This window comes from Micromonospora trifolii (genome assembly GCF_022229005.1).
In the GTDB taxonomy this organism is placed as follows: domain Bacteria; phylum Actinomycetota; class Actinomycetes; order Mycobacteriales; family Micromonosporaceae; genus Micromonospora; species Micromonospora trifolii.
In genome coordinates this window covers 122,051-144,236 of the sequence record NZ_JAKKFD010000027.1, presented here as the reverse complement: position 1 = coordinate 144,236, position 22,186 = coordinate 122,051, and the positions used below count along the sequence as shown (strand labels likewise).

Genomic DNA, 22,186 nt, shown 5'->3' with positions numbered 1-22,186 from the left:
CGCGGGCTCCACCCGGACGGTCAGGACGCGCCGTCGGCGCGGAGCCGGAACACGTTCGACTCCGCCGAGTCACGCAGCGACCCCAGCACCGCGCCGATCTTGTCCGCCGGCATCGGCTTGAAGAAGTGGTAGCCCTGCGCGGAGGTGCAACCCAACTCGGCCAGGGCCATCCGCTGCTCGGCGGTCTCCACCCCTTCGGCGACCACCCGCAGCCCCAACTCGTGCGCCAGGCCGACGGTCGTCCGGACGATCGCGGCGGCCTCCGGCGAGTCGGCCATCCGGATGACGAAGGAGCGGTCCACCTTCAACTCGTCCACAGCGATGCGCGTGAGGAAGGTCAGCGACGAGAAGCCGGTGCCGAAGTCGTCGACAGCGAGTTGCACGCCCATCGACCGGAGCGTCGCCAGCACCTCGTCGATGACCTCCAGCTCGCTCATCACCACCGTCTCGGTGATCTCCAGGACGAGCCGGTGCGGCGGCACCTGGTGGCGGCGCAACGCGTCGGCGATCTCCGCCGGCAACCGGGGGTCGAGCAGGCTGCGTGCCGAGAGGTTGACCGAGATCGGGACGTCCAGCCCCTCCCGGGCCCAACTGGCGGCCACACTGAGTGCCTTGTTCAGCACGTAGCGGGTGAAGGCGCCGAGCTGCTCGCTGTTCTCCACCGGCCGGATGAAGTCGGCCGGGTTCAGCCACCCGCGCCGGGGGTGCTGCCAACGGATCAGCGCCTCCACCCCGGTGGGCGCGCCAGTGGCCAGGTCGACAGCCGGCTGCAACGCCAGCACCAGCTGATCGTCGACCTTCAACGCCTCACGCAGCTCGGCGAGCAGGGCGAGCTGGTCGGTGCTGGCCGCGTCGCGCGCGCTGTCGTACGCAGCGACGTTGCCGCCGCCCTCCTTGGCCTGGTACATCGCGATGTCGGCCCGACGCAGCAGCTCGGTCAGGTCCGCGGTGCCCGCGGCGGCCACCACCACCCCGACGGAGACCTCGATGGACATCCGTACGCCGGCCACCTCGGTCGGCGCCGCCAGCCGCTCGGCGATCTCGCGGGCCTGACGCAACGCGTGGGCCATCGGGGCGGCCCGGTCGCCGAGCACCGGCACCGCCGTGAGCAGCAGGGCGAACTCGTCACCGCCGAGTCGGCCGAGCAGGTCGCCGGCGCGGACCAGCGCGTTGAGGCGGTTCGCGGTCAGCCGCAGCAGCTGGTCACCCGCCGCGTGGCCGAGGGTGTCGTTGACTTCCTTGAACTGGTTGATGTCCAACAGCAGCAGCGCCACCGGGTGGTCGTGGCTGAGCTGTCGCAGCGACTGGTCGCCCTTGCTCAGCATCGCCGCGCGGTTGGCGAGCCCGGTGAGCGGGTCGTGCACTGCCTCGTACGACGAACGGGCCGTCACCAACCGCAGCTCGTGGTGGGTAGCGGCGTCGTGCAGCGCGGCGGCGAGCGCGTCGCCGAACGCGGCCACCGCGTCATGTTCCCGGGCCGTGGGCGGGGCCGAACGGGGGAACCGCACCCGTAGCCGACCGACCGGCGCGGCACCGACAGACAGCGCCCGGCTCAGCTCGTGCTCGTCCGGCGCCGACTTGTCCGGTGGGCCGGTCTCCCGGTCGACCAGCTGACCGCTGGCGTCGCCTCGGTAGCGGTGCCACCGACCGTCGGCCCGGGCCACGTCGACGTCGACCAGTTCGGCGTTGAACAGCGTCAGCGCCCCGGTGACGGCGGCGCTGGCCACGCCCCGCTCGTCGAGCTGGTTGAGGGCCGCGGTGGCCTCGGCGAAGGCACGCCAGGTGCGCCGCTCCTGATCGGAGCGCAGCCGGTAACGGTAGGTCTGCTGCAACAACCACAGCAGCGGCGGCAGCAACAGCAACCAGCGCGGGTCGAGCTCCAGCAGAGCGACCACCACCAGGCCGACCGCCACGTTGCCGACGAACATCAGCAGCTTGCCGCGCAACGCGGCGAGCAGCGGCGGGCCGATCGGCAGCCCGTGCCGCAGGCCCAGCGTCACGCCGCCCAGCCAGGCGGTCACCAGGAGGTACGTCACCGAACCGGCGATCACGGCGAGCGCCAGCATCGGGGTGGGTGGCGAGAGCAGCGGCCGGCCGAGCGCTGTGGTCACGGAGACGGCCAGCGCCGACGCGGCGGCCAGCGACGCGGCGATCCGGACGATCTCCAGGGCGGGGCGGCGGTCGTTGTGCAGTGACAGCATCGTCCAGGCCAACCCGGTGCCGAGCAGCGTGGCGGACGGGAGCCAGCCGGCTGGGGTCAGGTAGAGGCAGACGATCAGGGCCGCCTCGCCCCAGGTGATGCTGACCATGCCCGCTGCCGAGCGGAATCGCAGCCGGGCGAGCTGGGCGAGGGCCAGGACGGCGACGGCGATGCCGAAGCGGGCCGGACCACCGAGGGGGTCGTCGGCCGGCAGCCGGACCGGGAGGGTCAACCCGACAGCGGCGGCGGCCAGGGCGGTCAGCGTGACGGCGGCGGTGAGCACGAGCAGCCGGCCCGGTGTGCCACGCACCCCGAGCCGATCGAATGGGTCGTCGACCGGATCGGAGGTCATCGACCTCCCCCGTCAGCCGACCGGCCGACGTCGCGGCGGGCGGCCGGTGCTGTGCTGGTCATCGGCGCCCCCTCCCGCACACGGCTCGGAGACTTTTGGTCCCCCCGGCGGAAGGCTAAGCCAAACCGGGTGGCCGCAACAGGGGGCGACCACCCGGTTCGGCGTGATTCACGCGCGGACTACCCGTTCAGGTGCTGCTGGTGCCCATTGGGAGCGGGCGTGGATGAATCACGCCCCCCGGTCCCGTCTGTCGGATCGACGACTGCCGCATCGGCCCTGGTCGGGTCGGTCGACCCGGACTGCTGGGGGAAACGGTCCGGCAGACGGCGCAGCCGAGCGTTCATGTTGCGGATCAGCAGGATGGTCGCGGTGGCCAGCAGCAGGATGAGGAAGAGGCCCATCGGCCCGGCCAGACCACCCGTGCGGGTGTCCCCGAAGTTGTTCTCCGCGAGCACCTGGGCAGCGGTCAGCATGGCGTTCCTCCGATGTGCGGTTGGTAACCAGGGTAGCCCCGCCGGGAATCAGCGCGCGTGCGCCGTCTCCCGCACCCCCGCGAAGAGATCGGACTCGGGCAGCGGGCTGTCGACCATCGAGCGGGCCAGCTCGTAGTCCTCGGTCGGCCAGGCGTTTTTTTGGAGCTCCATCGGCACGTGGAACCAGAAGCCGTCCGGGTCGACCTGGGTGGCGTGAGCGCGCAGCGCGTCATCGCGGACCGGGAAGTATTCGGCGCACTCGACCCGGGTGGTGATCCGCGGGCCCTTGTCGGGGCGATCCTCCCACCGCTTGAGCCACTCCTCGTACGGCGACTCCAGACCGGCGGCCAGCATGCCCTCGTGCAAGGCCATGATCTTGCCCTTGGAGAAGCCGATGTCGTAGTAGAGCTTCAGCGGCTGCCAGGGCGCGCCCAGCTCCGGGTAGCGCTCCGGGTCACCGGCGGCCTCGAACGCGGCCACGCTCACCTTGTGGCACATGATGTGGTCCGGGTGCGGGTAGCCACCCTCCTCGTCGTACGTGGTCACCACGTGCGGACGGAACTCGCGCATCAGCCGCACCAGCGGGCCCGCGGCGACCTCGACGTCCTGGAGGGCGAAGCAGCCCTCGGGCAGCGGCGGCAACGGATCGCCCTCGGGCAGACCCGAGTCGACGAAGCCCAGCCAGGCCTGGTCGACGCCGAGAATGGCCCGCGCGGCGTCCATCTCGGCACGCCGGATCTCGCCGATGTTGGCCCACACGTCGGGCCGGTCGAGCTTGGGGTTGAGCACGCTCCCGCGCTCGCCACCGGTGCACGTCACGACCAGGACGTCCACCCCCTGAGCGACATACTTCGCCGTCGTCGCCGCGCCCTTGCTCGACTCGTCGTCCGGGTGCGCGTGCACGGCCATGAGACGCAGTTGCTCTGCCAACTTCGGCGCTCCTCGTCTGTGCCGGACGGTGGACCCGACCGGGCTCGACCGGCTGACCTGCCGGGATCTTTCCTCGCCGCACCCTGTCGCCGGCCACCAGCGCCGGGCATGACCTGCCATTCCTGCCGCTGGACCGGGTGGGAGGATGGGGCTCTGTCATTCTTGCCGATGCCGCCGACAACAACGCCAGGAGATACCCGCCGGTGACCGAGACGCACGCCACAATTTCACCAGGCGCGCCGGTATTCCCGGCCGGGCGCTACGGCCGCCGTCGGGCACCGGGCGGAAAGCGCCGCCGTACGCTGCTGGCCGCGCTGGCGCTGTTGGCGCTCGTGGCGACGCTGACCGTGATCTCGGTCCGGCTCTACCGCCAGTACGGCGACCCGGCCTACGACGCCCAGGTGATCACGTACACCGACATCACGGACAAGCAGGTGCTCGTCGACTTCCGGGTGACAGTTCCGCCGGGTGGATCAGCGGTCTGCGTGCTGCGCGCCCGGGACCGTGCCGGTGCCGAGGTCGGCCGCGAACAGGTCACGGTGACCGCCGATCCCGGGGATCGGCACGTGACGACCCAGCACCGCCTGACCACCACCGCGCGGCCGTTCATCGGTGAGGTTCTGCGCTGCCGACCACCGTCCTGAGCTGCGCGAACAGCATCAGAAGCGGGGCTGGCGGGGTGTCTACCCCCGGTGTTGGATCCGGACACCGGCGGTGATGGCCGACACGCTGTGTCGTACCGCACTGGTAACTTGGTAGTTCACCTGTCAGCCAGCCACGCACAACTGAGGAGAACGCCTGTGTCCACTGGCAACGAGGCGCCCGCCACCTGGCTGTCGCAGGACGCGCACGACCGCCTCCAGGCCGAGCTCGACGAGCACATCGCCAACCGTCCGGCGATCGCAGCTGAGATCAACGCTCGCCGCGAAGAGGGCGACCTGCGGGAGAACGGCGGCTACCACGCCGCCCGCGAGGAGCAGGGCAAGGCCGAGGGTCGCATCCGCTACCTGCAGGAGCTGCTGCGCACCGCGAAGGTCGGCGAGGCCCCGTCCGCCGATGCGGTGTCGCCGGGCATGGTGGTGACGATCTACTTCGACGACGACACCAACGACACCGAGACCTTCCTGCTCGGTTCCCGGGAGATCGCGGCCACGACCGACCTGACCGTCTACAGCCCCGAGTCCGCGCTGGGCAAGGCGATCCTGGGTGGCCGGGCCGGGCAGACCTGCACCTACACGGCGCCCAGCGGCGCCGACATCAAGGTGACAGTGGTCAGCTTCGAGCCCTTCTCCGGCTGACCGTCGCCGATCGCGCCACCCGCTGCCGGCCGGGTCGACCGCCGCCGGCACCAGCTGTCGAAGCACCGCGCATCCGAGGCGTGGCACCCACCGGTGTCACGCCTCGGCCGCGAAGACCACCTGGTAGCCGCTGGCCCGTAACGCGCTGATCAGCGTGTCCGAGTGCTCGACGCCCCGGGTTTCCACCGACAGCGCCACCTCCACCTCGCCGAGGCTGAGGTGCGGGTTGGCCCGCTGGTGCTCCACGTCCACCACGTTGGCCCGGTGCTCGGCGATCTGGCTGAGCAGCGACGCGAGCTGCCCCGGCCGGTCCGAACAGCGGACGGTCACCCGCAGGTAGCGACCCGCCGCGGCCAACCCGTGCTCGATCACCCGCAGCATCAGCAGCGGGTCGATGTTGCCGCCGGAGAGCACCGCGACCACCGGGGTCTCCACCTCGACCACGCCGGCCAGCAGCGCGGCCACACCGACCGCCCCGGCCGGCTCGACCACCTGCTTGCCCCGCTCCAGCAGCATCAGCAGGGCCCGGGAGATGTCCTCCTCGGAGACCGTGACGATCTCGTCGACCAGCTTGCGCACGTGGTTGAAGGTGATCTCCCCCGGCCGGCCGACAGCGATGCCGTCGGCGATGGTGGAGAAGATGGGCAGCCGTACCGGTTCCCCGGCCACCAGTGAGGGCGGGAACGCCGCCGCCCCGGCCGCCTGCACCCCGATGATCCGGACGTCCGGCCGCAACGCCTTCACGGCCACCGCCATGCCGGAGATCAGACCGCCGCCACCCACCCCGGTGATGATCGTCTTGACGTCCGGGCACTGTTCGAGGATCTCCAGCGCCACGGTGCCCTGCCCGGCGATCACATCGCGGTGGTCGAACGGGTGGATCAGCACCGCGCCGGTGCGCTCGGCGTACGTGTGCGCGGCGACCAGCGACTCGTCCACGGTGTTCCCGGCCAGCTCGACCTGCGCGCCGTACCCCTTGGTGGCGGCCACCTTCGGCAGCGGCGCGTTGACCGGCATGAAGACGGTGGCGTGCGTGCCGACCAGGCCGGCGGCGAGAGCCACGCCCTGCGCGTGGTTGCCCGCGCTCGCCGCGACCACGCCGCGCTCCCGCTCCGCCGCCGACAACCGGGAGATCCGCACGTACGCGCCCCGCACCTTGTACGAGCCGGCGCGCTGCACGTTCTCGCACTTGAGCCACGTCGGCCCGCCCAGTGCCGCGCTGAGCGGCCGGGAGGGCTCCAGCGGGGTGGTGCGGATGACGCCAGCGAGCAACTCCCGTGCGGCCCGCACGTCGTCGAGACCGACCAGTTCCGTCATGCCCCGATCGTGCCACCCGCGCTCCCCGACCAACCCGCGGGCCAGGCCGACCGGGGCGCAGGCCGGCCGGACCAGGTTGATCCACTCGGAATCCCGGAAGGCGCGGCATCCGGGCCGCCCGGACCCCCCGACTTCAATGATCCCGAGGGAATCTTGCGAGCCCGCCAGGTAGAGCACGGCGGTCGCGCCGATGGCGACGTTCGCCGCCAGGCCGATCCCGCGTACCCGATAGGTCGGCAGCCCCGGCCTGACGGCGGGCTGGCCGAGCGGCGTGAAGCATCGCGGGCAGTAGTCGTTTTCGGGGGACATCGCGTCCCCGCAGGTCTGGCAGCGCATAGGTGTCCCACGGGTCCACGCGACGAAGCGCGCACACCCTAGACGATCATGCGGTGGCCGGTGACCCTGTGCCGACTCGGGGATAGCCGGGAGCGTGACGCGTCCACGGGGCGGCCATCTCGAACTGACCGGCCACGCCGAGCAGCAGCAGCTCCGAGCCGGGTGGACCGACCAGTTGCACGGCGACCGGCAGGCCGTCCGGGCGGCGACCGACCGGCACCACTACCGCCGGCAGGCCGGCGATGTTCCAGGGCGCGGCGTACGGGGCGTACCGGATGTTGGCCGTCATGTTCGCCCGCCAGGACCGCTCCGACCAGCGGGCCGCCTCCGGTGGCGCGCTGGCCAGCGCCGGGGTGAGCAGCAGGTCGACCGAGTGGTCGGTGAAGAAGTCGACCGACCGTTGCCGCCAGGCGGCCCGGTCCGCCTCCCGCACGTAGCCGCGACGCTGCGCCCACTCGCCCAACGCGACGTGCCGCCGGGTACGCCGTTGCAGCCCACGCCGGTCCAGACCGGAGGCCCGGACGTCGGCGGCGGCTGCGGCGAACCAGGTGGCGATGCCCTGGAGGCCGAGCCCGGTCGGGTAGACCGGGTCGGCCGGCACCGTGTCGTGCCCCGCAGTGGCGAGGAGCCGACCGGCGGCGGCGACCGCGTCCCGGTTGGGCGCGTCCGGTGCGACACCGCGCACCGGGGAGCGCAGCGAGACACCCACCCGCAGCCGTTGCGGGGGGACCAGCTTCTCGGGACGCCGGCCGGCGAGCACCGAGAAGCCGACCGCCGCGTCGGCGACCGTGCTGGTCAACATGCCGTGCTCGGTGAGGCCGAACCAGTCGTCCGCCCCGAGCTGGCAGGGGACCACGCCCCGGCCGGGCTTGAGCCCGACGAGTCCGCAGCAGGCAGCGGGAATCCGGATCGAGCCGAGGCCGTCGTTGGCGTGCGCGATCGGCACCAGCCCGGCCGCGACCGCGGCGGCGGCACCACCCGAGGACCCACCGGGGGTACGGGTGCTGTCCCACGGGTTACGGGTCACCGCGCTGTCGTCGTCGGTCAGTGCCCACAGCCCCAGCTCTGGCATCCGGGTCACGCCGAGGATCACCGCGCCGGCGCCACGTAGCCGACGCACCACCTCGTGGTCGGCCTCCGCCACGTCGGTGCGGGCGGCGGCCGACCCGTTCCAGGTGGGCAGGCCGGCGACCGGGGTGTTCTCCTTGACCGCCACCGGAACCCCGGCCAGCGGCAGGTTGGCCAGGTCCTCCTGCTCGTCGACCTTCTCCGCCTCGGTGATCGCCTCACCGCCGCGAACGGCGCGGAACGCGGCCAGCTCACTGTCGACTCGGGAGATGTACTCAAGGTGGTCGGCGACGACCTGGGTCGCCGAGACGTCACCTCGGCGTACGCCCCGGGCGATCTGCTTGGCGGTCGCTCCGACCCAGGTCGCCATGATGTCCTGCACGGCCATCCTCCCCCAGCGGTCAGCCCAGCGCCTGCTCCAGATCGGCGAGTAGGTCGTCGACCGTCTCGATGCCGACAGACAGTCGCACGAGATCGCCGGGAACTTCAAGCGGCGAGCCGGCAGCACTTGCGTGTGTCATCCGACCCGGGTGCTCGATCAGGGATTCCACACCGCCGAGCGACTCGGCGAGCACGAAGAGCTTGGCCCGGTTGCAGATGTCCACGGCGTGGTCCTCACCACCGGCGGCCCGGAACGAGATCATGCCGCCGAACCGGCGCATCTGCTTGGCGGCCACCTCGTGACCGGGGTGCGAGGGCAACCCCGGATAGATCACCTGGGCGACCTTGGCGTGCCCGTCGAGGTACGCGGCGAGCCGCTCGGCGTTGTCGCAGTGCCGGTCCATGCGTACCCCGAGGGTCTTGATGCCGCGCAGGGTGAGCCAGGCGTCGAACGGGCCGTTGATCGCGCCCATCGCGTTCTGGTGGTAGCGCAACTCCTCGCCGAGCCCGGCGTCGGCGACGACGAGCGCGCCACCGACCACGTCGGAATGCCCGCCGATGTACTTGGTGGTGGAGTGCACCACCACGTCCGCGCCGAAGGCGATCGGCTGCTGGAGGTACGGCGAGGCGAAGGTGTTGTCCACCACCAGCAGGGCGCCCGCGTCGTGTGCCACGGCGGCCAGGGCGGCGATGTCGGCGATGCCGAGCAGCGGGTTGGTCGGCGTCTCCACCCAGACGATCTTCGTGCGGCCGGGCTGCACGGCCGCCCGGATGGAGGCCGGGTCGGAGACCTTGGCGGGGCTGAACTCCAGGCCCCAGCGCTGGGCGACCCGGGCGAAGAGCCGGTACGTGCCGCCGTACGCGTCGTCCGGGATCACCACGTGGTCGCCGGGCTGGCACACGGCCCGCAGCAGGGTGTCCTCCGCCGCCAGGCCGCTGGCGAAGGCGAGCCCCACCGGCCCGCCCTCCAGCGCCGCCAGGCACTCCTGGAGCGCGTCACGGGTCGGGTTGCCGGAGCGGCTGTACTCGTAGCCGAGGCGAGGTGCGCCGACGGCGTCCTGGGCGTACGTGCTGGTCTGGTAGATCGGTGGGATCACCGCGCCGGTGCGGGCCTCGGGGTCCTGACCGGCGTGGATGGCGAGCGTCTCGAAGCCGTGACTCATTCTGGTGAGGCTAGTGCCCCGTCCCGAGGGCTGGAACGGAACCCGTGCTCCCGGGCGGGAGCCGGACCGTCCGGGGAGGCCGGCATAGCCTGGCCCGATGAGCGGTTGCGTGTTCTGCGGGATCGTGGCGGGCGAGGTGCCGGCGTTCCGGGTGGCCGACACCCCGGACGGGATGGCGTTCCTGGACACCCGTCCGGTGTTCAAGGGGCATGTGCTGGTCGTGCCCCGGGTGCACCTGGTGACCCTGGCGGAGTTGCCGGCCGACCTGCTGCCCGGCTACTTCGCCATGGTCCAGCGGATGGCGGTGGCGGTGGAGACAGCTCTCGGCGCCGGTGGGACGTTCGTGGCGATGAACAACAAGGTGTCCCAATCGGTGCCGCACCTGCACACCCACGTGGTTCCGCGCACCAAGGGCGACGGGTTGCGCGGCTTCTTCTGGCCGCGCACCCGGTACGAGGACGACACCGAGGCCCAGACGTACGCGGACCGGGTCGCGACGGCGTTCCCCGGTGGGGCCTGACTGACTGTCACGCGGGTAAGGAAGCTAGACCCTCCGGTGTTACACGCTGGGAGTGGTACGAGAGGAGATCCCCACCGTGTTTCTGCGCCGTATGAACGCCGATATGGTCTCGCCCGACCAGGCCCTGCCGGGCCGCCCGATCGCCATGCCGGTCGCCGACCGCCACGAGGTGCTGGGCACCCCGTTGAAGGGCCCGTTCCCTGAGGGCCTTCAGGTAGCGGTCTTCGGGATGGGCTGTTTCTGGGGTGCCGAGCGGCTGTTCTGGACACTTCCCGGCGTCTACACCACCTCCGCCGGCTACGCGGGTGGCATCACCAAGAACCCGACGTACGAGGAGACGTGCTCCGGCCGGACCGGGCACGCCGAGGTCGTCCAGGTGGTGTACGACCCCAGCAAGATCAACTACGAGGACCTGCTGAAGGTCTTCTGGGAGAACCACGACCCGACCCAGGGCATGCGCCAGGGCAACGACGTGGGCACCCAGTACCGCTCGGCCATCTACACGACCACCGACGAGCAGCGGACCATCGCGGAGTCGTCCCGCGACGCGTTCCAGCCGATCGTGTCGCGGGCCGGCAAGGGTGAGATCACCACCGAGATCGCCCCGCTCGGCAGCTACTACTTCGCCGAGGACTACCACCAGCAGTACCTGGCGCCGACCAAGAACCCGAACGGGTACTGCAACCACGGCCCGAACGGGCTGAGCTGCCCGGTCGGCGTGGCCCGAGTCGGCGGCTGACAACCGCCACCCGCACACGTGTGATGCCCGGCCACCCAGGAGGTGGTCGGGCATTCCCGTTCGGCCCTGTGATCGAAATCCGTTGCCGAGCCCGACGAGAACTCGATAACGTGGCCGTACACGTGAAAGGAGGTGGTCCAGACTTGTATAGCAATCGGACTCGTGAGGTGGCTGTCAGCTAGCCGCTGTCCTCGACAGTGATCGGCCTGCCGCGAGGCGGGCAAAAGCACCATCGTCGAGACCGTGTGGCAGCGGTGCGGCGAATCCACGACAGCCACCCGACCCCCGGGGTGCCGGCCAAGTCCAGCCGGCCCGCGCACATGCGCGGAGCGCCCCGGGGGTCGCTCCATATCCGCGGGAGTGGCGATGTCCATGCGCGAGCTGGTGGTGCTGGGGACGGCCAGCCAGGCGCCGACCCGTCAACGCAACCACAACGGGTACGTGCTGCGCTGGGACGACGAGGTGATCCTCTTCGACCCGGGTGAGGGCAGCCAGCGTCAGCTCCTGCACACCACTGTCACCGCCACCGACCTGACCCGGATCTGCGTCACCCATTTCCACGGCGACCACTGCCTGGGCCTGCCCGGCACCATCCAGCGACTCTCCCTGGACCGGGTGGCCCACCCGGTCGCCGTGCACTTCCCCGCCGGGGGCGCCGAATACTTCACCCGGCTGCGGTACGCCACCTCGTTCCACGAGACCGCCGAGCTGCGGGTCGAGCCCATCGAGGCCGACGGGCAGCAGATCGCCCTGCGCTGCGGCACGCTGGAGGCACGCCGGCTCCGCCACCCCATCGAGACGTACGGCTACCGCCTGGTCGAGCCGGACGGGCACCGGATGTTGCCGGAGAAGCTGGCCGCGTACGGCATCGCCGGGCCGGCCGTCGGCGAGCTGATCCGCGTCGGGCACCTGGACGTCGACGGGCGCCGCGTCACCCGGGCCGAGGTCAGCGTGCCCCGGCCGGGTCAGCGGTTCGCGTTCGTGATGGACACCGGCCTCTGCGACGGGGTGTACGCCCTCGCCGAGCACGCCGACCTGCTGGTCATCGAGTCGACGTTCCTGGAGTCGGAGGCCGCGCTCGCCGCCGAGGTCGGCCACCTGACCGCGGCGCAGGCCGCCCGGGTGGCGACCGAGTCCGGGGTACGCCGACTCGTGCTCACCCACTTCTCCCAGCGCTACCCCGACCCGCGACGGTTCCACGACGAGGCGCGCGCGCACTTCGACGGCGATCTGGTCATCGCCGAGGATCTGACCACGGTGCAGCTTCCGCCCCGCCGGGTAGCCTCGGCCGGGTGACCGTCACGCTCCGCCCCGCGACCGAAGGCGACCTGATGGCGGTGGGTGCCCTGCACCAGCGCTCCCGGGTCGCCGCGTACTCCGCCTTCCTGCCGGCCGAGGCGCTGGGCGACCCGACACCGGAGGCGATGGGGCGGTACTGGGTCGAGCGGTGGATCTGGGAGCGGGACACCCACCGGATGACAGTGGCCGAGCGGGCCGGGGCGCTGGTCGGGTTCAGCCACCTGGGCCCGGACGACGAGGACGACCCGGCCACCGGGCTGCTCAACGCGATCCACCTCGACCCGGCCGAGCAGGGCCGCGGCATCGGCCGAACCCTGATGGTGGACGCGCTGGACGCCATGCGGGCGCAGGGCTGGCGGCGTGCCGTGCTCTGGGTGCTGCGGGACAACGCCCACGCCCGCGCCTTCTACGAGCGCGGCGGCTGGACCCCCACGGGCGACGAACGAGACGAGGCAATCGGCTCAGCCCCAACCCGACAACTCCGCTACACCCGCCCCCTCTAACCCCGCCCCGCCCCCTACCTCGCCGATCTTGCACTTACTGTCGCCTGAACGTCGCTATTGCAGCGTTTTGTCCCGACAGAAAGTGCAAGATCGGCGGGTAACAGGGGGACGGGGACGAGCAAGGGTTAGTGGGCGCCTAGGTGGGACAGGAGGTCTTGGCGGGTTAGGACGCCCTTGGGCTTGCCGTCTACCAGGACCAGGGCGGCGTCGGACTTCTCCAGCATGCCCACCGCCTCGCTCACCGGCTGGCCACCGCCGATCATCGGCAGCGGGTCGCCCATGTGCCGCTCGATCGTGTCGTGCAGGTGGGCCTGGCCGGTGAACAGCGCGTCGAGCAGGTCCCGCTCGGCGATCGAGCCGGCGACCTCACCGGTCACCACGGGGGGCTCGGCCTTGAGCACCGGAAGCTGCGAGACGCCGTACTCGCGCATGTAGTCGATCGCGTCGCGGACGGTCTCGGTCGGGTGCACGTGCACCAGCTCGGGCAGCCCGCCCGGCTTGCTGGCCAGCGCGTCGGCCACCGTCGGCTCGGCACCCGAGTTGTCGAGGAAGCCGTACCGGGCCATCCACGAGTCGTTGAAGATCTTGGAGAGGTAGCCTCGGCCGCCGTCGGGCAGCAGCACCACCACCACGTCGTCCGGGCCGGCCCGGCGGGCGACCTCCAGGGCGGCGACCACCGCCATGCCGCAGGAACCGCCGACCAGCAGCCCTTCCTCGCGGGCCAGTCGCCGGGTCATCTCGAAGGACGCCTTGTCGGAGACCTCCACGATCTCGTCGGCGACACCCCTGTCGTACGTCTCCGGCCAGAAGTCCTCGCCGACGCCCTCCACCAGGTACGGCCGGCCGGTGCCGCCGGAGTAGACCGAACCCTCCGGGTCGGCCCCGACGATCCGCACGCGGCCCTCGGACGCCTCCTTGAGGTACCGGCCGATGCCGGAGATGGTGCCGCCGGTGCCGACGCCGGTCACGAAGTGGGTGAGCTCGCCGTCGGTCTGCTTCCACAGCTCCGGGCCGGTCGTCTCGTAGTGCGAGCGCGGGTTGGCCGGGTTGCTGTACTGGTTGGGCTTCCAGGCGCCGGGGATCTCCCGGGTCAGCCGGTCGGAGACGTTGTAGTACGAGCGCGGGTCCTCCGGCGCGACGGCGGTCGGGCAGACCACCACCTCCGCGCCGTACGCCCGGAGCACGTCCTGCTTGTCCTGGCTGACCTTGTCGGGGCAGACGAAGACGCACTTGTAGCCCTTGAGCTGGGCCACCAGGGCCAACCCGACGCCGGTGTTGCCGCTGGTCGGCTCGACGATGGTGCCACCGGGCTTGAGCAGGCCGGCGGCCTCGGCGTCCTCCACCATCCGCAGCGCGATCCGGTCCTTCACCGAGCCGCCCGGGTTGACGTACTCCACCTTGGCCAGCACTGTGGCCTGGATGCCCTCGGTGACGTTACGCAGACGCACCAGCGGGGTGTTTCCGATCATGTCGACGACGTTGTCGTAGTACTGCACGGTGTGCCCTTCGTTGCGGCGCCGGCGGTGGGCGGCCGGGAAGACGTTTGCTCACCGCCCAGCGTACGTGTCGTCAGGGCACCAGCCCCCCGGGGATGACCGAGCTGCGACGGGCCTCCCACTCCAGGAACCGGTCGGTCTCGGCGAGCACGCTGCCGGCCAACCAGGTGACCATTACCGCGTCGTCGGCCAGCCCGAAGATCGCCAGCGGGATCTCCGGGAGCAGGTCGATAGGCGAGACGATGTACGCCGTCGCCGCGGTCATCAGGGCCAGGCGAAGGCCGCCGTCGTATTCCCCCTTGGTGGTGGCTCGGATCATCCGGGGCAGCGCGGCCAACCGCGTGCCGATCGACGGCCCGTTGCGCGCCCCGGCCGCCAGGGCCCGCGCCAGGGCCGTGAACGCCGCGCTGCGCTTCAGTGTCTTACCCATCGTCGCGCTCCTCTCCGCCGGATCAGCGTGGCGGGTCGGCGCAAGTCGGCCGGCCTCTCCCGCCCAGGTACCCCGTCGCGTCGGTTTCCAGGCACCCGGGTGCCGTCACGACGACAGCGGTGTGTCGGGCCAGCGCGATAATGTCGCGGTATGGGGGTGGCACATTCCGTCGTACCCGGTGGTGAGCGCTGGCGGCAGGCCCGGCGGCTCGTCCGGCTGGCCGCCATCGGCACCGGCGCCACCGCGGCGGCCGCGGTGGCGACCGGCGGGGTGCTGGTTGGCCAGGCCCGCCAGGCCCGCCGGACCATCCCGATGGCGGAGGCGCCGCCGCCCCGCTGCGACGGGATGTACGGCGCGAAGTTCCCCGGTCCGGCGCTCACCATGGTCGTGCTCGGTGACTCGTCGGCGGCCGGCTACGGGGTGCACCGCCGTCGGGAGACACCCGGGGCGCTGCTCGCCACCGGCCTGTCCCGTCGACTGCACCGGCCCGTGCAGTTGCACCGCTTCGCGGTGGTCGGCGCCATCTCGGCGGCGCTGCGCCACCAGGTGGAGGCTGCGCTGGAGTGCCGACCCGACATCGCGGTGATCCTCATCGGCGGCAACGACATCACCAACCGCACCCCGCGCGGGCTGGCGGTGCGCTACCTGGTCGAGGCGGTGCACACCCTGCGCGACGCGGGGTGCGAGGTGGTCGTCGGCACCTGCCCCGACCTGGGCGCGATCCGCCCGATCCAGCCGCCTCTGCGCTGGCTGGCGCACCGCTGGAGCCGCCAGCTCGCGGCCGCCCAGACGGTGGCCGTGGTCGAGGCGGGCGGCTGGACGGTCTCCCTCGGTGACCTGCTCGGCCCCCGGTTCGCGGCCGAGCCGACCCGGATGTTCGCCTGGGACCGGTTCCATCCCTCCGCCGAGGGGTACGCGATGGCCGCTGCCGCGCTCCTACCGACGATGCTCTCCGCCCTCGGCGCGACCCCGGAACGACGGGCCACACCGACGCGCGGCGACGGCGTACGGTCGCTGCCGAAGGCAGCGCAGGAGGCGGCTCGGCACGCCGGCACGGAGGTCAGCGGCGTCCAGGTCCGGGGCCGCGACCGAGGGCCGGCCGGCCGGTGGGCGCAGCTGCGCCGACGGGCGTTCTTCGGTGTCGGCGCGGTGCCGCAGCACGGGTCCGCCTCGGACACCTCGACAGTGGAGGGACTGGCATGAACGAGCGCAGCGCGCGGAGTGTGATCTCCGGCCTCGCCGGCCGACTGGGTCGGGCGGCGGCGATCTCGCTGTTCGCCGGCACCGTCGGGGGCGCCGCCGTCCTCGCTGGTGAGGCGTTCGTGGCCCGACACCGGCGCTACGCCCAACCGGAGCTGGGCCTGGCCCTGCGCGCCACGATCGGCCGGGCGGGCGCTTCCCCGCTGCGACTCGTGCTGCTGGGCGACTCGTCGGCACTGGGCGTCGGTGTCGACCGCCTGGAAGACACCATCGGAGGGCAGTTGGCCAACCTGCTCGCCGAGGGCCCGACCGGCCGCCGGGTGCACCTGTCCAGCGTCGGTGTCTCCGGGTCCCGCTCGACGGACCTCGCCACCCAGGTGGCCCGGGCCCTGCTCGGTGAGCGGCCCGACGTGGCGTTGATCCTGATCGGCGCGAACGACGCCACCGGGTTGCGCCGGCCCTCCGACGCGGCGGCCTATCTCGGCGCTGCGGTGCACCGGCTGCGGGAGGCGCGCGTCGAGGTGGTGGTGGGCACCTGCCCCGACCTCGGCGCGGTGCGTGCGATCGCGCCTCCGCTGCGCCAGGTGGTCGGCTGGTCCGGGCGTCGGGTGGCCCGCGCGCAGACCACTGCCGTGCTGGAGGCGGGCGGCTCGGTGGTCGACCTGGCCACCGAGACCGGGCCGGTGTTCCGGGCCGACGCGGGGACGCTCTGCCAGGACGGCTTCCACCCCTCCGCCGACGGCTACCGCGTGTGGGCGCACGCGCTGCTGCCCGCCATCGTCGCCGCGGCGGCGGCCACGACCCGGCGCTAGATCGTCCCCGGCCAGGGTGACATTTCCCGCCGCGCCGGCTTCTGCGCCATGTTACCGGCGGGTTAACGTTGGTCCATGCCGATTGAGTCGTCCCGCGACGCCGTCATCGTCGCCACCGCCCGCTCCCCCATCGGCCGGGCGCACAAGGGGTCCCTGCGCGACGTCCGCTCCGACGACCTCGCCGCGACCATCGTCCAGGCCGCGCTGGACAAGATCCCCGCTCTCGATCCCACCACTATCGACGACCTCTACCTCGGGTGCGGCCTGCCCGGCGGCGAGCAGGGCTTCAACATGGCCCGGGTGGTGTCCACCCTCCTCGGTCTGGACACTGTCCCCGGCGCCACACTGACCCGCTACTGCGCCTCCTCGTTGCAGACCACCCGGATGGCGATGCACGCGATCCGGGCCGGCGAGGGCGACGTGTTCGTCTCCGCCGGGGTGGAGATGGTCTCCCGCTACGCCCGGGGCAGCTCCGACGGGCTGCCGCCCGAGGCGCAGGCCCTGGTCGGCGGCGGCTGGGAGAACCCCCGCTTCGGGTCGGCCGGCGAGCGCTCGAAGCGCCGCGCGCAGGGCGGCGCCGAGGTGTGGACCGACCCGCGTGAGGCCGGCGAACTGCCCGACATCTACCTGACCATGGGACAGACCGCGGAGAACCTGGCCCAGGTGCACGACGTCACCCGCGCCGACATGGACGAGTTCGGCGTACGCAGCCAGAACCTCGCCGAGAAGGCCATCGCCGACGGTTTCTGGGCCCGGGAGATCACCCCGGTCACCACGCCGGACGGCACCGTCGTGAGCACCGACGACGGGCCCCGGGCCGGCGTCACCCTCGACGCGGTCTCCGGCCTGAAGCCGGTGTTCCGCCCGGACGGTCGCATCACCGCCGGCAACTGCTGCCCGCTCAACGACGGCGCGGCCGCGGTGGTGGTGATGAGCGCCCAGCGGGCAGAGGAGCTCGGGCTCACCCCGCTGGCCCGGATCGTCTCGACCGGTGTGACAGCCCTGTCGCCGGAGATCATGGGTCTCGGGCCCGTCGAGGCGTCCCGGCAGGCGCTGCGCCGGGCCGGCATGACCATCGACGACGTCGACCTCGTCGAGATCAACGAGGCGTTCGCCGCGCAGGTCATCCCCTCCTACCGCGAGCTGGGCATCCCGGAGGAGAAGCTGAACGTGATGGGCGGGGCCATCGCTGTCGGCCACCCGTTCGGCATGACCGGCGCCCGGATCACCGGCACCCTGCTCAACGCGTTGGAATGGCACGACAAGACCATCGGTCTGGAGACCATGTGCGTGGGCGGTGGCCAGGGCATGGCCATGGTGCTGGAACGGCTCAGCTGAGCCGAGCTGCCCTCAGAGCGCGCTCCGGGTCGCCGTCACTTCGGCGGCGGCCCGGGCCAGCGCCTCGGCCCCCGGGTCGGCGGCCAGCAGGTCCGCCGTGACCACCCGCAGCTGATCGGGTAGGGCCAGGTCGTTGTCGAGGCGGGGCACCACCCGACGGGGCTCCCCCTCGGCGTCGGCGGCCAGGTTGGCGATCTCCTGCACCAGGCGGTGCACCAGGTCGGCGCGGGACACGTTGCCGGCGGTCGCGGCCGCCGCCCACCGGGGCTGCTGCCAGTGCGCGATCTGACGGACCAGCAACTGCACGGTCTTGTCCAACTCCGCTGCGCTCATCGCCGCCGAGTCTACGGCCGACACCGACCGCGCCGGGTCGGGCCGGTCAGCGGCGCAGGTAACTGAGCAGCCGCAGCAACTGCCAGTAGAGGAAGACCAACCCGGTGAGCAGGCCGAACGCGCTCAGCCACGCGTACCGACGGGCTCGACCGTCGCGCACCGAGCGCTCGACGAGATCGAAGTCGAGGATGAAGCTGAACGCCCCGGCGATGATGGCCACCACCGAGAAGGCGTACGGCAGCCAGCCGACCTCCCCGCTGACGCTGTAGACCGCCAGGCCCGACCGCCCGGTGATCAGGTACGACACCAGGTTGACCACGCTGAGCACGGCGATGCCGAGCAGGGTGCCGATCACCAGGCGGGCCAGCCGGGGCGTCGCCCGGATCACCCGGGCCCGGTAGAGCGCCGCCATGCCGAGGAAGACGCCGAAGGTGCCGGCCACCGCCTGCACCACGATGCCCGGATAGACCTGCTCGAAGGTGCGGCTCGCCACCCCCAGCAGCAGCCCCTGGAGGATGGCGTAGCCGACGATCGGCACCGGATTGGTGATCCCCCGCAGCGAGATGACCAGGACCAGCGCGATCGAGGCGAGTGCACTGCCGGCCAGCGCGGCACCCAGCCACGCCGCGTCGGGGATCAGCGCCCAGGACACCGCCGCGGCCACGCCGGTCACCAGCAGCAACCCGACGGTACGGACCACCACGTCGTCGACGGTCATCGGCTCGACGTCACGGGCGCCGAGCACCCGGGACTCCACCCGGCCGGTCTCGTCCAGCCGGTTGAGCACCGGGTTGTTGCTGCGCACCGCCGCCTCCTTCGCCCGCGTACCCCAGGGCATGTGTCCTTGACGTCACTCTGCCCCGGGCGGACCGGCGGCGGCGGGCAAACGGCGCGGACGACGGCGCCCGCCCCCACTGGCGTGGGGACGGGCGCCGGTCGGCAGTGCGGACGAGGTCAGTCGTCGCCCTGGAAGTAGCTCAGCAGGCGCAGGATCTCGATGTAGAGCCAGACCAGGCTGACCAGGATGCCGAACGCGGCCACCCAGGAGTAGCGCTGGGGCAGGCCCATCCGGACGCCGTCCTCGATCTCCTTGAAGCTGAGCACGAAGCTCAGCGAGGCGACCACGATGCAGACCAGGCTGAAGCCGATGGCGAGCGGGCTGCCGTCGCGCAGGCCGGTGTTGACACCGAACAGCGCCAGCACCAGGTTGATCATCATGACGGCGAAGAGGCCGACCATGACGGCGATCATGCCCTTGACGAAGGCCGGGGTGGCCCGGATGACCTTCGCCCGGTAGAGCATCGCCATCAGGAAGAAGATGCCGAAGCTGGCTGCGGCGGCCTGGAGCACGATGCCGTCGTAGGCCGTCTCGAACGCCTTGCTGACCATGCCGACGAAGACACCCTCGACGACCGCGTACGCGATCACGAGCGCCGGGTTGGCCATCCGGGAGAACGAGATGATCAAGCCGAGGACCAGGCCGACCACCGCCGCGCCGATCCAGGCGGTACCGACCAGCGCGTCGGGCACGAGCACCCAGGCGGCCGCGGCGGTGATGCCGAGAATGCCGAGCAGAGCGACCGTCTTGACGACCACGTCGTCGACGGTCATCGGCGCCACGGTCGGCGGCGCGGCCGGGTAGTCGGCCTGGGACGGGTACTGCTGGGGAATGCCGGGCTGTCCGTACGGCCCGGCCGGGGCGTACCCGGCGGAGCGCTCCCGCTCGGCCGCTTGGCCGAGCCGGGCGAGCACCGGGTTCGAGGTCTTCACTGTCTGGCCTCCCTCAGGGGGTCGTTTGCACGTGAACGTGCCCTCCAAGAGTAAACGGCAGAGCCAAGTCCTGGAGATCACGAATGAGAATGTGTGAGTCGACCGGTGCCCGGGGCGGGGGTCGAACCCGCACGCCTTTCGGCAGCCGCTTTTAAGGCGGCCGTGTCTGCCTTTCCACCACCCGGGCGAGTGGCACCGGCGCGCCGACACGCCTGGTGCAGTGTCACCGTAGCCGGTCTACGGCGACCCGGCGTACCCCGCCGGCCTGGCCACATTAGGGTCGATGCCGTGAGCAGCGCAGCCCCCACGGCCCCCGACGCCGCCCCTGAGCAGGCATTCCGCCTCGCCGATCAGGTCAACCGCCGACCCCGGGCCACCCGGCTGCTGGCCGCCGTCCGCCGACACCGGGCGGACCTGATGGCCGCCCTGATCTTCGCGGTGCTGGCCGGCTGGCTCACCCACGGGCTGTGGCCCGACCCGGGCGGCCGCATCCTGGCACTCAACCCGGAGGACCAGGCCCTCTACGAGTGGTTCCTGGCGGTGGACGCCCGTGCGCTGCTCGGCGACTTCGACCTGCTCACCGACCGGCTCAACGCCCCCGACGGCGTCAACCTGATGGCCAACACCACGGTGATCGCCCTCGGCGTCCTCTTCGCGCCGGTCACCCTGCTGCTGGGCGCCCCGGTCACCTTCGCGCTGCTCGCCGCCGCCAACCTCGCCGGCACCGCACTCGCCTGGTACCTGCTCTTCCACCGGACGCTGCGCGTCCGGCCGGTGGCCGCCGCACTCGGCGGCGGGCTGTGCGGATTCGGACCCGGCATCGTCTCGCAGAGCAACAGCCACCTGCACATGACCGCACAGTGGCTGGTGCCGGTGATCGTCTGGCTGGTGGTCCGGCTGCTGCGGGCGGCCGACCCGGGGCCCGGCATCTCCGAGCAGGCAGGCCGTACCCGAGCCGCCGGCCCGGACCGCCGTCGACTCCTCACCTCCGCGGCGGGGCTGGCCGGCGCGGTGACCGCGCAGGTCTTCATCGGCGAGGAGGTGCTCTTCCTCGCCGCGATCACACTGCTGGTGATGGCGATCAGCTACGCCGTGGCGGACCGGGACCTGGCCCGCCGGGCGCTCCCCGGGTTCGTCGGCGGGTTGGCGATCGCCGCCGGGCTCGCCCTGCTGGTGCTCGGCTATCCGCTGTGGTTCCAGTTCGCCGGGCCACAGGGGGTCGCCGACGGGATGTTCACCCCGGCCTACTTCTCCGCCGACCTGAGCAGTTGGTGGACGCTCTCTCCACTGTCGGTGGCTGGCAGCGGCGAATCCGCCCGGCTGACCACCGGCCCCGCCGAGTACAACACCTTCCTCGGCTGGCCACTGCTGCTGGTCGCCGCGGTCTGCGCGATCTGGGCCGGGCGACGCCGGCTGGTCTTCGCGTGCGTCGTGGCGGGCCTGGTGATGGGGGCACTGTCGCTCGGCCCGGAGGTGGTGCTCGGCGGCACCAGGACGGCGATCCCCGGTCCGTACGCCCTGATCGGAGGGCTGCCGGTGGTGGACGGGGCGTTGCCGATGCGGTTCGCGCTGGCGTTGCTGCCGATCGTCGCGACGCTGCTGGTGCTCGCTGTCGACCGGGCCCTGCGCAGCTCCGGTCCGGCACGACGCCTGGTGCCCCTGGCCGTCGGTGTGGCGCTGCTGCCGATCTTTCCGACGCCCCTGCCCACCGCCGGACGACCCGCCGTGCCGGAATTCATCACCGGTGGCCACTGGCGGCAGTGCGTACCGCCGGGCGGGGTGCTGGTCCCGGTGCCACTGCCCACCCCGAAGGAGCCCTGGCCGATGCGCTGGGCGACCGCCGCCGACGCCGGTTTCGGGCTGCCGGAAGGCTTCTTCATCGGCCCGTACGGGAGGGGCGGCACCGCGGCGATGGGCACCTTCAAGCAGCCCACCTCGGCGCTACTGGCCGATGTCGCCCGGCGCGGCGACCAGCCGGCCATCGGCGACGAGCAGCGCCGCCAGGCCGTTCGCGACGCGGACTTCTGGGGCGCCTCCTGCGTGGCGTTGACCGACGACGCCCCCCACGCCGAAGCCCTGCGCGCGACCCTGGAGCAGCTCTACGGCCCACCCACCCGCATCGCCGACGCCTGGACGTGGCGGGTCTAGAGCAACCAAAACCCCGCCGATCTTGCACTTTGTGTCCGGACAAGACGCACCAGAAGGCGCATCACGGCATCCGGAAGTGC

Annotated in this window: 20 protein-coding genes, 1 tRNA gene and 1 pseudogene; 10 read left to right on the top strand and 12 right to left on the bottom strand. The window is 72.0% G+C overall.

The features are described from left to right. Positions 1-20: 20 nt before the first annotated feature. The 3 genes from NIE79_RS18615 to mca form a co-directional block, all read right to left on the bottom strand. On the bottom strand, positions 21-2,552 hold the full coding sequence (locus NIE79_RS18615) for a putative bifunctional diguanylate cyclase/phosphodiesterase (RefSeq protein WP_238679770.1): 2,532 nt from the start codon (positions 2,550-2,552) through the stop codon (positions 21-23). 179 nt (positions 2,553-2,731) lie between these two features. Next, entirely contained in the window at positions 2,732-3,025 is a 294-nt protein-coding gene (locus NIE79_RS18610) for a hypothetical protein (protein WP_112582453.1), read from the bottom strand. A gap of 48 nt (positions 3,026-3,073) precedes the next feature. Further along, complete coding sequence (gene mca, locus NIE79_RS18605; protein WP_238679769.1) at positions 3,074-3,955, bottom strand: mycothiol conjugate amidase Mca; 882 nt, start codon at positions 3,953-3,955, stop codon at positions 3,074-3,076. 203 nt (positions 3,956-4,158) lie between these two features. Between mca and NIE79_RS18600 the strand changes: the two genes are divergently transcribed. Together NIE79_RS18600 and greA are read left to right on the top strand one after the other, a co-directional pair. Next, complete coding sequence (locus NIE79_RS18600; RefSeq protein WP_238679768.1) at positions 4,159-4,599, top strand: DUF4307 domain-containing protein; 441 nt, start codon at positions 4,159-4,161, stop codon at positions 4,597-4,599. Between the two features lie 156 nt (positions 4,600-4,755). Further along, entirely contained in the window at positions 4,756-5,253 is a 498-nt protein-coding gene (greA, locus tag NIE79_RS18595; RefSeq protein ID WP_238679767.1) for a transcription elongation factor GreA, read from the top strand. A gap of 96 nt (positions 5,254-5,349) precedes the next feature. Here the strand turns inward: greA and ilvA are convergent, their stop codons facing one another. The 3 genes from ilvA to NIE79_RS18580 all read right to left on the bottom strand — a co-directional run bounded on the left by ilvA (position 5,350) and on the right by NIE79_RS18580 (position 9,518). Continuing rightward, positions 5,350-6,570 (bottom strand): threonine ammonia-lyase, encoded by a 1,221-nt coding sequence (ilvA, locus tag NIE79_RS18590; protein WP_238679785.1) that lies wholly within the window; start codon positions 6,568-6,570, stop codon positions 5,350-5,352. Positions 6,571-6,952: 382 nt separating this feature from the next. Then, a complete protein-coding gene (locus tag NIE79_RS18585; RefSeq protein WP_238679766.1) occupies positions 6,953-8,362 on the bottom strand; it encodes an amidase in 1,410 nt (469 codons plus the stop codon). A 13-nt stretch (positions 8,363-8,375) separates the two neighbouring features. Beyond that, the gene (locus NIE79_RS18580; RefSeq protein WP_238679765.1) at positions 8,376-9,518 is read right to left on the bottom strand and encodes a cystathionine gamma-synthase; all 1,143 of its coding nucleotides are present in this window, start codon (positions 9,516-9,518) and stop codon (positions 8,376-8,378) included. A 97-nt stretch (positions 9,519-9,615) separates the two neighbouring features. On the opposite strand from NIE79_RS18580, the gene NIE79_RS18575 reads away from it, so the two are divergent. The 4 genes from NIE79_RS18575 to NIE79_RS18560 all read left to right on the top strand — a co-directional run bounded on the left by NIE79_RS18575 (position 9,616) and on the right by NIE79_RS18560 (position 12,579). Next, complete coding sequence (locus NIE79_RS18575) at positions 9,616-10,038, top strand: HIT family protein (protein WP_238679764.1); 423 nt, start codon at positions 9,616-9,618, stop codon at positions 10,036-10,038. Between the two features lie 76 nt (positions 10,039-10,114). Further along, positions 10,115-10,777 carry a peptide-methionine (S)-S-oxide reductase MsrA gene (gene msrA / locus NIE79_RS18570; protein WP_238679763.1) on the top strand — a complete coding sequence of 221 codons (663 nt, stop codon included), beginning with the start codon at positions 10,115-10,117 and terminating at the stop codon, positions 10,775-10,777. Between the two features lie 366 nt (positions 10,778-11,143). Next, positions 11,144-12,073, top strand: a complete 930-nt coding sequence (locus NIE79_RS18565) for a ribonuclease Z (protein ID WP_238679762.1) — start codon at positions 11,144-11,146, stop codon at positions 12,071-12,073. Next, the gene (locus tag NIE79_RS18560) at positions 12,070-12,579 is read left to right on the top strand and encodes a GNAT family N-acetyltransferase (RefSeq protein ID WP_238679761.1); all 510 of its coding nucleotides are present in this window, start codon (positions 12,070-12,072) and stop codon (positions 12,577-12,579) included. The genes NIE79_RS18565 and NIE79_RS18560 overlap by 4 nt, the downstream gene beginning before the upstream one ends. 125 nt (positions 12,580-12,704) lie before the next feature. On the opposite strand, the gene NIE79_RS18555 is transcribed toward NIE79_RS18560, so the two are convergent. Together NIE79_RS18555 and NIE79_RS18550 are read right to left on the bottom strand one after the other, a co-directional pair. Then, positions 12,705-14,075, bottom strand: coding sequence for a cystathionine beta-synthase (locus tag NIE79_RS18555; protein ID WP_210787667.1), 1,371 nt, complete (start codon positions 14,073-14,075; stop codon positions 12,705-12,707). Between the two features lie 73 nt (positions 14,076-14,148). After that, positions 14,149-14,505, bottom strand: a complete 357-nt coding sequence (locus NIE79_RS18550; RefSeq protein WP_112582466.1) for a YkvA family protein — start codon at positions 14,503-14,505, stop codon at positions 14,149-14,151. A gap of 150 nt (positions 14,506-14,655) precedes the next feature. Between NIE79_RS18550 and NIE79_RS18545 the strand changes: the two are divergent. The 3 genes and pseudogenes from NIE79_RS18545 to NIE79_RS18535 all read left to right on the top strand — a co-directional run. Further along, a pseudogene (locus NIE79_RS18545) lies at positions 14,656-15,719 on the top strand (SGNH/GDSL hydrolase family protein); the annotation flags it as partial. Beyond that, positions 15,705-16,517, top strand: coding sequence for an SGNH/GDSL hydrolase family protein (locus NIE79_RS18540; RefSeq protein ID WP_238679759.1), 813 nt, complete (start codon positions 15,705-15,707; stop codon positions 16,515-16,517). The pseudogene NIE79_RS18545 and the gene NIE79_RS18540, both read left to right, overlap by 15 nt. A gap of 75 nt (positions 16,518-16,592) precedes the next feature. Then, the gene (locus tag NIE79_RS18535) at positions 16,593-17,855 is read left to right on the top strand and encodes an acetyl-CoA C-acetyltransferase (RefSeq protein WP_238679758.1); all 1,263 of its coding nucleotides are present in this window, start codon (positions 16,593-16,595) and stop codon (positions 17,853-17,855) included. A gap of 12 nt (positions 17,856-17,867) precedes the next feature. Here NIE79_RS18535 and NIE79_RS18530 read toward each other — a convergent pair whose 3' ends face one another. The 4 genes from NIE79_RS18530 to NIE79_RS18515 all read right to left on the bottom strand — a co-directional run bounded on the left by NIE79_RS18530 (position 17,868) and on the right by NIE79_RS18515 (position 20,145). Continuing rightward, positions 17,868-18,188 (bottom strand): hypothetical protein, encoded by a 321-nt coding sequence (locus NIE79_RS18530; protein ID WP_238679757.1) that lies wholly within the window; start codon positions 18,186-18,188, stop codon positions 17,868-17,870. A gap of 46 nt (positions 18,189-18,234) precedes the next feature. After that, positions 18,235-18,993, bottom strand: coding sequence for a Bax inhibitor-1/YccA family protein (locus tag NIE79_RS18525; protein WP_238679756.1), 759 nt, complete (start codon positions 18,991-18,993; stop codon positions 18,235-18,237). A gap of 149 nt (positions 18,994-19,142) precedes the next feature. Next, a complete protein-coding gene (locus NIE79_RS18520) occupies positions 19,143-19,958 on the bottom strand; it encodes a Bax inhibitor-1/YccA family protein (protein WP_238679755.1) in 816 nt (271 codons plus the stop codon). Between the two features lie 106 nt (positions 19,959-20,064). After that, positions 20,065-20,145: transfer RNA gene (locus tag NIE79_RS18515), tRNA-Leu, on the bottom strand. A 101-nt stretch (positions 20,146-20,246) separates the two neighbouring features. On the opposite strand from NIE79_RS18515, the gene NIE79_RS18510 reads away from it, so the two are divergent. Then, positions 20,247-22,106 (top strand): hypothetical protein, encoded by a 1,860-nt coding sequence (locus tag NIE79_RS18510; RefSeq protein ID WP_238679754.1) that lies wholly within the window; start codon positions 20,247-20,249, stop codon positions 22,104-22,106. Positions 22,107-22,186 lie beyond the last annotated feature (80 nt).

Excerpts from the sequence above, each read along its gene's own strand:
- NIE79_RS18615 (WP_238679770.1), bottom strand. The coding sequence starts at position 2,552 with ATGACCTCCGATCCGGTCGACGACCCATTCGATCGGCTCGGGGTGCGT.
- NIE79_RS18610 (WP_112582453.1), bottom strand. The coding sequence starts at position 3,025 with ATGCTGACCGCTGCCCAGGTGCTCGCGGAGAACAACTTCGGGGACACC.
- ilvA (WP_238679785.1), bottom strand. The coding sequence starts at position 6,570 with ATGACGGAACTGGTCGGTCTCGACGACGTGCGGGCCGCACGGGAGTTG.
- NIE79_RS18585 (WP_238679766.1), bottom strand. The coding sequence starts at position 8,362 with ATGGCCGTGCAGGACATCATGGCGACCTGGGTCGGAGCGACCGCCAAG.
- NIE79_RS18580 (WP_238679765.1), bottom strand. The coding sequence starts at position 9,518 with ATGAGTCACGGCTTCGAGACGCTCGCCATCCACGCCGGTCAGGACCCC.
- NIE79_RS18575 (WP_238679764.1), top strand. The coding sequence starts at position 9,616 with ATGAGCGGTTGCGTGTTCTGCGGGATCGTGGCGGGCGAGGTGCCGGCG.
- NIE79_RS18565 (WP_238679762.1), top strand. The coding sequence starts at position 11,144 with ATGTCCATGCGCGAGCTGGTGGTGCTGGGGACGGCCAGCCAGGCGCCG.
- NIE79_RS18550 (WP_112582466.1), bottom strand. The coding sequence starts at position 14,505 with ATGGGTAAGACACTGAAGCGCAGCGCGGCGTTCACGGCCCTGGCGCGG.
- NIE79_RS18540 (WP_238679759.1), top strand. The coding sequence starts at position 15,705 with ATGAACGAGCGCAGCGCGCGGAGTGTGATCTCCGGCCTCGCCGGCCGA.
- NIE79_RS18535 (WP_238679758.1), top strand. The coding sequence starts at position 16,593 with ATGCCGATTGAGTCGTCCCGCGACGCCGTCATCGTCGCCACCGCCCGC.
- NIE79_RS18530 (WP_238679757.1), bottom strand. The coding sequence starts at position 18,188 with ATGAGCGCAGCGGAGTTGGACAAGACCGTGCAGTTGCTGGTCCGTCAG.